Raw genomic sequence first — 12,654 nt, forward strand, 5'->3', positions numbered from 1 at the left:
CTCCGTGCACCCCTTGCCGTGGACGGAAGCGAACACGGCAAGTCCTGAAAGCAGGCGAAACGGCGGACGGAAGGTGAACCGGCCCCGTCATTCCTACAAACCCGGCCCTGAAAAAACCGGAGGGTGCGCGGGGGAACTCAGAGGAACTTGTCGCGCTTGCGCGCCTTGAGGGCCTCGACCACCTTGCGCACGTCCTGGCTCTTGTCCTTGGGGACGACGAGCACCGCGTCGCCCGAGTCCACGACGACCATGTCGGTGAGGCCCACCACCGCGAGTGGCCGCTTGTCGGCGAGCACCACGCAGCCCTTGCAGTCCACCACCACCGCCTCCGGGCCGGAGACGACGTTGCCGTGCTCGTCCGCGGGGCGCACCTCGGGGATGGCCGAGAAGGAGCCCACGTCGGACCAGCCGAAGTCGCCCGGCAGCACCGCGAGGTTCTTCGCCTTCTCCATCACCCCATAGTCGATGGAGACCGAGGGCAGCTTGGGGAAGACGCGCTTGAGCGCGGCCGGGAAGGTGCGCTTGCCCACCACCTTGCGCAGCGCGTCCAGGCCCTTGCGCATCTCCGGCATGTGCTCGTCGAAGGCGGCGAGGATGGCGTCCGCGCGGAAGACGAAGATGCCCGCGTTCCACACGTACTCGCCCGAGTCCACGTAGCGCCGCGCCGTCTCGGGGTCTGGCTTCTCGCGGAAGGCCTTCACCTGACGGCCGCCACCCGGGAGCGCCTCGCCCACCTGGATGTAGCCATAGCCCGTCTCCGGCCGCTGCGGCGTGATGCCCAGCGTGACGAGGTGCCCGCCGGCCGCCACGCGCGCCGCCTCGGTGAGGACCTTCTGGAAGCCCCGGGTGTCCGCCACGTGGTGGTCCGAGGGCAGCACCACGAGGATGCCCTCGGGATCCCTGGCCGCCACCGCCAGGGCGGCGAGCGCGATGGCCGGCGCGGTGTTGCGCGCCACCGGCTCCACGAGGAGGTTCTTCTTGGGCAGTCCCTTCACCAGCCTGGCCGCCTGCTTCGCATGCGAGGGACCGCAGACGATGAGCGTGTCCTTCACCGAGGCCAGACCCTTGAGCCGGGAGACGGTGTCGGTGATGAGCGGATTCTTCGAGGCGAGCGGGAGGAACTGCTTGGGACGGGCCTTGCGAGACAGGGGCCAGAACCGGGTGCCGGAACCACCGGCCATGATGACGGGATGGATTGCCATGGGCCGCGCAAGATAGCGCCTCGCCCGCCGCCCGCCAGGGGCTCGACTGTCCGGTTACCCAACGAGTTCGGGCAGGAGTTTTGACCCGGGGGGCAAAAGCCAGTCTCATGTCGCCCGCGTTGGAGTCCAAGCACACATCGGTCGGGTTGACGCTCGCCCTCACACTGGCACTCGCGGTGGGGCTGTCGCTCGCCCCGGTGCCGGAGGCTTGGCGTCCCATCCCCAGCCTCGCACAAGGTCCGGTGGTACCGCAGCTGGTGGCGCTCGTCACCACGTCGAGCGCCGCCTCCAAGCGCAAGGCCGTGGGCGTGGAGCCCGACGCGGAGCGCAACACGCCCGAGGTGCCCGTACTCCCCGAGGAGGACGAGCCCGAGCTGGCCCACGCTGGGAGCACCGACGCGGGCACCCCGCTCGAGCCCGTGGCCCCCGTGGCCCAGGCCGAGGCGGACTCGCTGGGACTGTCGGGCCTGGGCGCAGCCACGCGCGAGGACGCCCTGCGCCTGGAGGCCCTGCGCGAGAAGATGGAGGCGCGGCACGTGGACCTGGAGCCCGGCTGCCGGCGCCAGGGGCCCTCGGGGTGCGAGGAGAGCGGACTGGCCCCCTTCTTCCAGGCGCTGCGCGCGCTGGACGAGGGCCGCCGCACCGTGCCCGTGCGCGTGGAGCACCTGGGTGACTCGCTCATCGCGTCCGACCACATCACCGACGTGGCGCGCGAGCGCCTGCAGGAGCGCCATGGCTCGGGGGGCAAGGGCTTTCTCTACATCGATCGCCCCACGCGCTCGGGCCGGGATACGCGCGCGGGGCAGGCCTCCGCGGGCTGGGAGTTCACCCGCATCATCGACCGCGCTCCGCCGAAGGATCGCCTGCCCATGACGGGAGTGGCCTTCGCCGCGGGCAACGCGGGGGCCCAGGACGTGCGCTTCTCCGTCGAGGACGCGCGCACCGCGGAGCTCTTCTTCCTCGCCCAACCCGGCGGCGGCTCCGTGCAGGTGTTCGTGGATGGCAAGCCGCAGCAACGCGTGCAGACGCGCTGGAGCCCGGCGGAGGTCGCCTCGGCCCGGGTGAAGCTGCCCGAGGGCGCCAGGACGCTCATGCTCAAGACGCGCGGCAAGGTGGAGCTGCATGGCGTGTCGCTGGAGAACGGCACCCCGGGCGTGGTGTACGACACCCTGGGGTTGCCGGGAGCCTACGCGGGCGTCTTCCTGCGCACGCACCCACCCTACTTCCGCGCCCAGATGCGCCAGCGCAAGCCGTCGCTGGTGGTGCTCATGTTCGGCGGCAACGAGGCCTTCCGCCTGTCGCGCGAGTGGACGAACCTCGAGGAGATCAAGCAGGAGGCCGAGCAACTGGTGAAGCGCGTGCGCGAGTCCGCGCCGGATGCCGCGTGCCTCGTCTGGTCGCCCATCGACGCGGCGGTGCGCACGATGGGCGGCGAGCTGGTGCCGCGCCGGGGCTCGCGCGCCGTGGCGGACATCTTCCGCGAGGTGGCCCGGGACGGCGGCTGTGCCTACTGGGACGCGCTCAGCGCCATGGGCGACGAGGGCTCCGCCATCCGCTGGCTGTCCGCGGGCCTGCTCAACGAGGACCTCATCCATCCACGCGCCAAGGGCTCGAACCTGCTCGGGCACCTCTTCGACCTGGCGATCCAGCGCGCCTATGCCGCGAGCGCCCCGCCCCGCGTGGCCCTGGTGGACCCGCCCGGACTCCAGCACGCGGACACGGCCCTCTCGGCCACCTTCAAGCACCTGCTCGCGCTGGAGAAGGGCGAGGGCTCACGCGTGGGCATCCTCCAGTTCGGCACCTCGCCCACGGACACGAGGCCCTTCACGGAGGCCGTGCGCGGCGCGCTGACGAAGCGCTTCGGCGACGCGGGCCGGGGCTTCGTCTCCGCGGGCCCCGCCTCGGAGGGGCTCGCCGCCGTGGGAGTAACGCGCGAGCTGACCGGTGACTGGACGATGGAGGACGCGGTAAAGGCCCCGTCGACCGGACAGGCCTTTGGCCTCGGGGGCGTGCGCGCGGTGGGAGCACCCCAGGCGGCCTCGCGCATCCGCTTCTGCGAGGGCTGCCCCTCGGCCGCCACGCCGCCCGCGCGCCTGTCGCTGTACACGCTGGATGGGCCCGGTGCCGGAGGCCTGGAGGTGACGGTGGATGGCGCCGCCGTGCCACCCGAGCCGCCGCCGCCCGAGCCCTTCACCGCGCCCACGGTGCGCGTGCGCTCCTTTCCCGTGACTGGCCCCGCGCACGAGGTGGTGGCGCGCAACACGGGCGGGGGAAGCCTCACCGTGCTGGGCGCGGCGCTGGACCTGGAGCAGCCGGGTATCGGCTATGACGCCGTGGAGCTGCCGGAAGCCACCGCGTCCACCCTGGCGGGCATCGAGTCGCAGGCACTCGCCGCGCAGCTCTCCTCGCGCCAGCCGCGCCTGCTCGTCTTCGCGTACGGCCAGAACGAGAGCGCGAGCAAGGACCTGGATGCCCAGGCGCTGCGCGCGGAGTACAGCGCGCTCATCGCCCGGCTCAAGAAGGACGCGGGCGGGGCGGAGTGCCTGGTGCTCGGTACGCCCGACCGGCAGGAGCTGAAGCCGGACGGGACGTGGGAGGACGCGCCGGGGCTGGCCACGGTGGTGACGGTGCTGCCCGAGGTGGCGCGCGAGCAGGGCTGCGCGTACTGGTCCGCGCGAGCCGCCATGGGCAAGGGCGGCATGGCGCGCTGGCAGGCCGAGGGCCTGGGCCACACGGACGGAAGCCACCTGACGGCCGAGGGCGAGGAAAAGCTCGCGGGCCTGTTCCTGAACGATCTGCTCGCGGCCTACGAGTCCTTCAAGGCCCAACCTCCGGCGCTCGCCGTGGAGGGCCGCTGACGTGTACTTCCACAGCCTCCAGTTCCTCTTCTTCCTCACCGCCACCTTCGCCCTGTACTGGCTGGTGCACCGCCACAAGTGGGCGCGGCTGGGCGTGTTGATGGGGGCGAGCGTCCTCTTCTATTCCATGTGGACGCCGTGGCCGCTGCTGCTCTTCGCGGGGGCCACGGCCATCAACCACCTGTGCATCAAGGGCTTCCGTCGCTTCGAGTCACAGGCGGCACGCCGCGCGCTGCTCACGCTGTCCATCGTCAGCACGCTCGGCGTGCTGTGCACGTTCAAGTACGCGGACCTGTTCCGCGAGAGCCTGCGGGTGCTGCTCGCGCCGCTGGGCCTGGAGGTGCGCGCCGAGCCCTTCGGGCTGCTGTTGCCGGTGGGGCTGTCCTTCTTCACCTTCCAGGCGCTCAGCTACGTCATCGACCACTATCGGGGGGAGATCCCGAAGGAGCGCACGTACTTCGAGCACCTGCTCTACCTGCTCTTCTTCCCGCACCTGGTGGCGGGGCCCATCGTGCGCGCCTCGCACCTCATCGAGCGCTTCGACGACGTGCCCTCGCTGACGGCGGAGCAGGGAGGCCAGGGGCTGTACCGGATCGCGGTGGGACTGGCCAAGAAGCTGGTGATCGCGGACGTGCTGGGCAGCGGGCTGGTGGATCCGGTGTTCGCCACACCGGACGCGTACACCTCGGCCGAGTGCTTCGTGGCGGCGGTGGCCTACAGCTTCGAGCTGTATTTCGACTTCTCGGCGTACTCGGACATCGCGATTGGGACGGCGGCGCTCTTCGGCTTCAAGTTCGAGGAGAACTTCAACCGGCCATACCTGGCAACGAACCTGTTCGAGTTCTGGAGCCGCTGGCACATCAGCCTGTCCACGTGGCTGCGCGACTACCTGTACCGGCCGCTGGGCGGCAACCGGGTGTCCAAGCCGCGGGCGCTCTTCAACCTCATGGTGGTGATGGGGCTCGGAGGGCTGTGGCACGGAGCGGACTGGCGCTTCGCCATCTGGGGTCTGGCGCACGGGGCGATGGAGTGCCTCATCCGGGTGTGGTGGTGGGTGACGGGCAAGCCGCCGAAGGAAGGGAAGGTAGCGATGGTGCGCGCGGGCTTCGGCATGCTGGCCACCTTCCTGGTGGTGGTGCTCACGCGTGTCGTCTTCCGCTCGCCCACGCTCGAGCACGCGGGGGAGATGTACCTGCGGCTGATGGAGGGAAGCATGGGGCTGGCCAACGTGAGCACGCTCGTGTGGGTGATCCTGGCGGTGGCGGCGGTGAGCCACGTGACACCCTTGCGGCTGTTCCACCAGGCGGGAGAGCTGTTCGTGCGGATGCCGGTGCCGGTGCGCGCGGTGGTGCTGGTGGCGGTGGGTCTGGGCGTGCGCCATCTGGCGTCCGTCGAGACGCGCCCCTACGTCTACTTCCAGTTCTGACCTCCGCATCGGACGTTGGAGCTCAGGTGCGCGTCTCCTGAAAGGGCTCGGCGACGACCTGAGACACGTCCTCATGGAGGATGTACCCGGGCCACCGTTCCTCGATGTCGTCCACCTGGAGCCCATGCGCCTCAAAAGAGAACGTGTCTGGTCTGTCCAGCTTGGCGAAAAGCTAGGCAACCCCTCCTTCGAACCCTGCTTCTCGTAGGCCCTGAACCCCACAAGCGACCAGGGGCGCCACGGAAGCCCGTGTGGGGCTGACGGTAGCGTGTGCCCTGCATTGACGATGTGGTTGCTGCAGTAACAGGCGATCTGGAAGTCCCCGCTCAGTGCTGAGCCTCTGATCTATACTGAGGGGTTCTCATGGCAATCTCCGCGGAGAACCTCCTGCAACATATGGCGGTACCTCAAAAACCCGATGTGTACCAGATCGGGTGTTTCGAGCGACGGGTGACCATCTACTCGCAACAGGTCCGTGCCCTCAACCTGGTATTCGCACTCTTTGCTTGCAAGAAATTGCAGAGCACCAGTCGAGTCGCGGTGGTGGGTGGTGGTGCGGCGGGGCTTACCGCCACGGTCGCGCTTGCCAGGTGTGGAGCAACTGTCACTCTTCTCGAACGGCTCGACGCGGTCATCCCATTCCAGTCCGGGAATCTGACACGGTGGTTGCATCCCCACATCTATGAATGGCCAGAGGAGGGTTACCGCAACCCCGACAGTGGGCTTCCACTGCTCAACTGGTCCGCCGACTATGCGGCGAATGTCGCGCTCGTCCTTCGAGACGAGTTCTACAGGCACGTTCGGGAAACCAAGGCGATCAAGATCCAAAAAGGCGTGCGAAACGTCAAGCCCCCCCACACTGGCTCATCGGGCCGACGCTTGGAGTGGAATGATTCGGGGGGCAGATTCCGGAGCGAGTCCTTCGATGCTGTCATCCTCGCGGTTGGATTCGGCCTCGAGGGTTCCGCTCTCTGCCCGGTACAATCCTACTGGCGCAATGACGATCTGGCTCAATTCGAGATCGATGCGGAGCGGGTTCGCCGCTACCTTGTCTCTGGATGTGGGGACGGTGGGTTGGTCGACCTGTTGCGAATACGTATCAGTGATTTCCGGCATGGAGCAATCCTCGATGAGTTGATTGGATGGCATCCCGACCGTGCACAGGTGGAGGAGCAATTGCTTCTCACCGAGGAGACGGCGCGTGCGATGGCGTCACGCGGAGAGGACCCCTCTGATTTCCTCTTTGACGAATATCAACGAATCCGCCCCCGCTATATCGATGACAACATCGCCACCAGGATTCGCGGAGACACGAGTGCGACCCTGAACGGGCCCGACCAATTCCCGTGCAATCTCAACTCCAGCATCCTGAACCGGTTCCTTGCCTCCGCCCTCATCGGGCTGAGACATGACTCTGTCCTGGGGGCTGACTGGTGGCGGGGAAAGATCTCGCACGTCGGTCAGGACGGGACGGGATGTCATGTACGACTTGAAAACGGAGAGCTGAGAGACTTCGACCGCGTCATCCTTCGTCATGGCACCAGAGCCGTGATTTCCCACTGGATGGAGAGTTCGGATGTGGAGCTTGTCCGTTCTCGCAACGCGCTCGACCAGACACGCGCCCCCGCGTGGCCGGATGGCTTCTTTGGCGAAACGATTGTACAATCGCGTTTGCATTCGAGGCGTCTGGCTCGCCAGATCTATGTGTCCATTCCCAACGGCGCGGGTCAGCGGGACTCCAAGATTCCACTGGATATCAGGATTTTCTCCAGGTTAGATGAATTGCTTGACGCGATATACTTCGCGCTTCATCCACGTGTCCCCGCGTATACGTATGGCAAGACGTGGCGCCTACGCAACAAGGCGTCAGGTGTTGACTTGGTGCATGAACGAGAGACCGCCGACGATCCCAGATTTGGTGAGTTCATGCCCGATCTCCGTACGCTGGAGGACGTGGGGATCCTGCCTGGTGATGAGCTCGAGGTTGTTCTCTTGATGCGTACTCCCCCCCGAATGCCAGGACGCATCCCCTGAGTCGTACCTGCGAGTCGTCTGATACCCATCTCGCGGGTGACGCCTCACTTCGTGCCGGGGGGAGAGCAACGTGCGCTTCGAGCCGTTGCCGCCACCCACACAGAACGAGGTGGAGCGCCTGCTGAGGCTTGTGCAACACCGGGTGCTGCCCTCTGTGTCTTGGAAGTCACTCCCAGCGTCAACTCCCCTGACACAGGGGACCTGCTCCACCGCCTCCCCGCTTGGGTGATTCAAACCTCCTCGAACCGGGCACCCGTCACGCCCAGTCCTTGCATCGCCTCCTTGATGCTTTCTGAGACGATGAGGGCAATCTCCCATCCCCAGGGACGGAAGATCCGAGCGCCTCCGACTTGTGTGGGAGCGATTCTCAAGCCGTACACGGAAAAGTATCGCCCGGTCTTCTCTGGAACTCCGTCTTCGGGCGTCCAGTAATTGACCTCTTCGCAAGCGGCATCATCGATGCACTTCACGATGCGCAGCACATTCAAGAGGCAATATGGCTCGGGCTGTGTCTCGACGTTCGCCGGGATGAGCTGGACATCGGCTGGCGCCAGCTCTGCCAGGACTGAGGCCACCTTCTTGTGGACGACCGGTGCTGTATCCGCCAGGGAGAAGTCGAGCGCTCTTCCGGGCTGGAGGAAGGGAACTCGAACAGGCCCGCTAACGCGAAGTGGATGACCCGCGAGAAATACGCCACTCAGAGGCTGACCCGTCCGCTCATCGGTCGGGGTTCCCAGTATCCATCCACCAGGGACATTCACGTCGTCCATCAGCCGGAAGTAGCGCATTCGCTGGGTGTTCCTATCTTGCGGCTGGCGTCGTAATCAACTGGTTCAGCCTTGTTCCAGGAGTCGAGCACTCCACGCCCAACCGCCCAAGCGCTTTCGTGAGTCGTTCACGGCATTGCGCCACGCCGACGCAGCCATCCGTCGCGAGCTGTAGTGCGTCACTAATCTGTTGATGATACTGCTCGGGATGAGGGCCCCTGTGGCCCTTGACCTTCACCAGATTGGCAGGGTCGTTCAACGTCATTCCCGCCTTTTCGAAGATCTGCCGAAACCTTGGCGTCCACGGTCCTCCACGGGCGTCGGACATGTCATTCTTATCCGTCGCGATGTGGTGGAGGTATCCGTCCTCTTCCTCCTCCTCCTCGCGCCTGGCGGACCTAGCGGCAGGGGACTTGCTGGCCTGCTCGACTTCCGCCTTGACCTGTTCGGCCGCGCGACCAACTTCCTGGAGTTGTGCTTCCAGCACCCGTTTCTGACGGGATTCGTAGAGCCTGGGATCGTCATCGCTCTGGAGCGTGACCAGGGAGAGGAAGATGACCCCCACCCTCCCGAGCACCGAGACCGTGCCTCGGGCCGCCGTGGCCTCGCCTTCGGCGGCGAGCGCCTTGGTGCTTGCCGCGGCGCTCGCTTCGGCGGTGGCCAGTGTCCGTCCTGTCTGTGCGACGAACTGGTCGTAGCCCGCCAGGGCCTTCTCCGCGCCCGCAAGCTTGTCGCTGAGCAGGGCCCACTGCTCCGGCGTGAGCTGGCCACGGGTCGCCGTCAATGCCGCCTTCGCATGGGCCAAACGCGTGGCGATCTCCGCGCTCGTGTCGCCGTAGGCGGGGCTTGCCCCGAGGAGAAGCGCGGCCACCGCGAGCCATGTCCCGATTGCCTTCGCCAACATTCCAGCCTCCTCGTCGTTCGCGAGCTTAGCCGCTCAACGGGGCTCGGAGCCATCGCCACCGTCCAGGGTGGTGACAGGAGGGCGCGGCACCACGACGGACAGAAGGCAGTGGCCCTGGCAGGCCACGGTCTACTGTAGGCAGGGGCGTTTCTCAATCGGCAGCCAGCAGACGCCGGATACTGGGCTTGCCCACGGCATGTGCCAGACCCGAAACCTCCGTGTGGAGGAGAGGCCTACGTGGAGATTCGGAGCGCCTGCTGGTACCAGGGAAAGCAGGATGCACCCTGCCCCAAGGGCACCGCCGAATACGAGGGCAAGTGTTACATGCCCGTGCGCGCCAATCAGCCAGAGCCGCGCTCGCTCGAACCCTGACACCGCGTCCCACGCCGAGCAGTTCGCGCACTCCGAAGATGGGTGAGACGGCGACTACGGCGCGACGCCAGTTCCCGAGAGCTCTCCTCTGAAGAAGAGCGAGGAGCCGCCGGGGCCCATGGGCATGATGTAGATGGGCGCTGAGAACGCGCCCACCGACGTCGGGCTGAATACCAACTTGAGTTCCCGCGAATCGCCGGGAGCCAACACCGGATCCCGGGGAGAAGGGGGAGTGAAGGGCGGGTTCACACCGAAGGTGATATGCACGGCCTCCGTGCCGTTGTTCTGCACCGTGAAGGCCAAGGGAGCGCTGGTAGTGCCCACGGTCTGCGGACCGAAGTCCAGGGAGCTGGGGCTGATCACGACATCGAACTGCAACTTGCCCTGGGACTGCGCGACGGCGTCGGCGGGCCCATGGGCATCCCTCTCCGGAGCGGGACCGCAGGCAGCCGAGACAAGACAGGTCAACACGACGAAACCCGATCGACGCATGTGTACATCTCCCTCGTGAGTCTATTGTGTACGAAGACTACCGCGCGAACTCCGTGTCTCCACAACGCAAAGCACGCGGCGTACCAGGGGCGGGCACGCAGGCAAGTACGCGGGATTTCAAGACACCTGGAGCTGGGGACTCCGGACGGGTGACGTTTTTCGTCAGCTCACTGACGAATCAGGGCAAAGGCCCCAGACGAGTCGTCTGACACCCATCCTGGCTCTCGAAAAGCGCTTCCCGGCTCAGCGGCGCTTCTTCGACGGCAGCGGCTTGAAGGCAACGCCGTCCAAGCCCAGACGCTGGCAGGCGTCGGCAAAACGCTCGGTGCAGACGATCACCGTGGAGAAATCCTCCAATCGAAACAAATCCAGTTCCCGCTGAATCGTGGTGACATCCACCAGGAGGTCATCGGGCAGGGGAATACGGCCCCGACCACAGCGCGAGCAGGGCGGTTGATAATGAGGCAAGCAACCCCGGTGCAGTCGGCCCATTGGGAGGATTTGCAGTTCGAGCAACTCGGGCGGGTTGCGCTGGCGGAAACGAACCTCGGTGTGGCACCCCTCGAGTCCTCGCAAGCCCTCGGCCTGAAGCTTCACCAGCGCCTCGCGCCGCGCCAGGAGCCACCAGGGATAAGGAGACACCAGTTGCCCGAAACGACCCTGGCCCCTACCCACCAGTGGGCCGAACGTCGTACCCGGTTCCAACAACGCACCAGGAGGCAGCAGGGGACGAACCAGTTCACACAGCCGTTCGTACTCCTCGATGGGCTCGGGCCGAGCCTTCTCGAAATCGGCCAAGGCGGCCACTGGGGTCAGGTCCACGCAGGGATAAGCGAATCCGGCACTCCAGGTGGACTTGCAGACTGGGCAATTGCGAATGCCTGGCAGCTTCCACTTGTGTGCGGCGTCAACGAAGCCCGTGTGGCCTGCGCCGCTGTTCTCGTCGATGGTGAAATATCGCATGCGCGTGCTCACCACCCTACCGCTCATCGCAAGAGTAGGGCACGAATGGACCATTCACTCCAAACCGCATCATGAGTTCACCCGCGAACCGCCAGATGTCCTCCACGTTGGCGATGGTGCGGTTCTTCCTCATGAACTGCCGCCATGCTTCATTCCATTGCCCTCCCTTGGGCTCGCCACTGTGCAGCCATTGGTGGAAACTCCTCGGTAGCCGGATGGTGAAGGCGTGGATATCGATATCCCTGCTGCTAAACCATTCAGCCAGTTCCTTTTGCTGCGGGAAGATGTGGTGCTTCTCGAAAGGCTCGCGCGGAGGAGAGAGGCACTGGTGGCGGAAGAGCCTGGGCGCACTCAGCTCCCGCGTCTTCCAGTTGTGCCAGGGGATTTCGAATACGGGCTCCACACCCGCGGGCACGGAGAGAGGATGTCCCCACCAGCGGCTCGCACTGGGACCCCGCACCAAGGGCACGCGGAACATCGGGGCGGGCGCGGGCGCCGGAACCATCGCCTGAGCCAGCCGTACGGGGTGGGCCTCCGCATCCACCACGTCCTGGCAACGCCAGATGGCGCAGTGCTCCTCGTCGCACAGCGGCACCACGCACGTGGCGTCCGCGCGGGCCTCCGCCCATGAAGAGGACACGACCTCGGGCGCCCCGGCCTCACGCACCGTGAGCGAGGAGGAGGCACAGGCGCTCAGCAGCACGCCGAGGAGCGCAAGCCCCACTCTGGAGCACAAAAAGCTCATGCGACCATCCTACGTTCGCCGCGTGGGCCCCCCACGCTCGAAAAACGCCTCCCGGCTCAGCGGATCTTCTTCGATGGCAGACCCTTCAGTGCCGCCGAGTCATGGCCAGGCCGGTGGACAGGTCGTGCAGCCCTCTACGGAAGATCCGGGCGCCTCCGACTTGTGTGGGAGCGATTCTCAAGCCGTACACGGAAAAGTATCGCCCGGTCTTCTCTGGAACTCCGTCTTCGGGAGTCCAGTAATTGACCTCTTCGCAAGCGGCATCATCGATGCACTTCACGAGGCTCAGCACATTCAAGAGGCAATATGGCTCGGGCTGTGTCTCGACGTTCGCCGGGATGAGCTGGACATCGGCTGGCGCCAGCTCGGCCAGGACCGAGGCCACCTTCTTGTGGACGACCGGTGCTGTATCCGCCAGGGAGAAGTCGAGCGCTCTTCCGGGCTGGAGGAAGGGAACTCGAACAGGCCCGCTAACGCGAAGTGGATGACCCGCGAGAAATACGCCACTCAGAGGCTGACCCGTCCGCTCATCGGTCGGGGTTCCCAGTATCCATCCACCAGGGACATTCACGTCGTCCATCAGCCGGAAGTAGCGCATTCGCCGGGTGTTCCTCTCTTGCGACTGGCGTCGTCATCCACTGGTTCAGCCTTTTCCAGGAATCGAGCACTCCATGCCCAACCACCCGAGCCATGTCCCGATTACCTTCGCCAACATTCCGGCCTCCTCGGCGCGTTCGCGAGCGTAGCCGCGCAGCGGGGCTCGGAGCCATCGCCACCGGTTGCCGTCATAGCACCGTGGTCTCCTTCCCACTTCCACCCGACGTGACGTCCGCAGTAGGCTGCGCCGCATCACCTCTTGAGAGGGCTCTCACATGGGCGACAGCCACGACC

11 protein-coding genes are annotated in these 12,654 nt (G+C 66.0%); 4 read left to right on the forward strand and 7 right to left on the reverse strand.

Annotation, left to right across the window (positions count from 1 at the left end):
* Positions 1-137: 137 nt before the first annotated feature.
* Positions 138-1,202, reverse strand: coding sequence for a mannose-1-phosphate guanylyltransferase (locus CYFUS_RS45565; protein ID WP_095990927.1), 1,065 nt, complete (start codon positions 1,200-1,202; stop codon positions 138-140).
* Between the two features lie 107 nt (positions 1,203-1,309).
* Between CYFUS_RS45565 and CYFUS_RS45570 the strand changes: the two genes are divergently transcribed.
* From CYFUS_RS45570 to CYFUS_RS45580, 3 genes are all read left to right on the forward strand, one after another.
* Entirely contained in the window at positions 1,310-4,060 is a 2,751-nt protein-coding gene (locus CYFUS_RS45570; RefSeq protein WP_095990928.1) for a GDSL-type esterase/lipase family protein, read from the forward strand.
* Position 4,061: 1 nt separating this feature from the next.
* A complete protein-coding gene (locus tag CYFUS_RS45575; RefSeq protein ID WP_095990929.1) occupies positions 4,062-5,486 on the forward strand; it encodes an MBOAT family O-acyltransferase in 1,425 nt (474 codons plus the stop codon).
* Between the two features lie 363 nt (positions 5,487-5,849).
* On the forward strand, positions 5,850-7,520 hold the full coding sequence (locus CYFUS_RS45580; RefSeq protein ID WP_095990930.1) for an FAD-dependent oxidoreductase: 1,671 nt from the start codon (positions 5,850-5,852) through the stop codon (positions 7,518-7,520).
* A 230-nt stretch (positions 7,521-7,750) separates the two neighbouring features.
* Here the strand turns inward: CYFUS_RS45580 and CYFUS_RS45585 are convergent, their stop codons facing one another.
* Both CYFUS_RS45585 and CYFUS_RS52080 read right to left on the reverse strand, forming a co-directional pair.
* Positions 7,751-8,308 carry an imm11 family protein gene (locus CYFUS_RS45585; RefSeq protein WP_095990931.1) on the reverse strand — a complete coding sequence of 186 codons (558 nt, stop codon included), beginning with the start codon at positions 8,306-8,308 and terminating at the stop codon, positions 7,751-7,753.
* A gap of 13 nt (positions 8,309-8,321) precedes the next feature.
* Entirely contained in the window at positions 8,322-9,191 is an 870-nt protein-coding gene (locus CYFUS_RS52080) for an AHH domain-containing protein (protein ID WP_095990932.1), read from the reverse strand.
* 237 nt (positions 9,192-9,428) lie between these two features.
* Between CYFUS_RS52080 and CYFUS_RS54215 the strand changes: the two genes are divergently transcribed.
* Entirely contained in the window at positions 9,429-9,563 is a 135-nt protein-coding gene (locus CYFUS_RS54215) for a hypothetical protein (RefSeq protein WP_269770184.1), read from the forward strand.
* A gap of 54 nt (positions 9,564-9,617) precedes the next feature.
* Here CYFUS_RS54215 and CYFUS_RS45600 read toward each other — a convergent pair whose 3' ends face one another.
* The 4 genes from CYFUS_RS45600 to CYFUS_RS45615 all read right to left on the reverse strand — a co-directional run bounded on the left by CYFUS_RS45600 (position 9,618) and on the right by CYFUS_RS45615 (position 12,361).
* On the reverse strand, positions 9,618-10,055 hold the full coding sequence (locus CYFUS_RS45600; protein WP_095990933.1) for a hypothetical protein: 438 nt from the start codon (positions 10,053-10,055) through the stop codon (positions 9,618-9,620).
* Between the two features lie 243 nt (positions 10,056-10,298).
* Entirely contained in the window at positions 10,299-11,030 is a 732-nt protein-coding gene (locus tag CYFUS_RS45605) for a double-CXXCG motif protein (RefSeq protein ID WP_420042667.1), read from the reverse strand.
* A gap of 4 nt (positions 11,031-11,034) precedes the next feature.
* Positions 11,035-11,763 carry a TIGR02269 family lipoprotein gene (locus CYFUS_RS45610; RefSeq protein ID WP_232537184.1) on the reverse strand — a complete coding sequence of 243 codons (729 nt, stop codon included), beginning with the start codon at positions 11,761-11,763 and terminating at the stop codon, positions 11,035-11,037.
* 85 nt (positions 11,764-11,848) lie between these two features.
* Positions 11,849-12,361 (reverse strand): hypothetical protein, encoded by a 513-nt coding sequence (locus tag CYFUS_RS45615; protein WP_095990934.1) that lies wholly within the window; start codon positions 12,359-12,361, stop codon positions 11,849-11,851.
* Positions 12,362-12,654: the final 293 nt, after the last annotated feature.

Source organism: Cystobacter fuscus (assembly GCF_002305875.1).
Classification (GTDB): Bacteria; Myxococcota; Myxococcia; order Myxococcales; family Myxococcaceae; genus Cystobacter; species Cystobacter fuscus_A.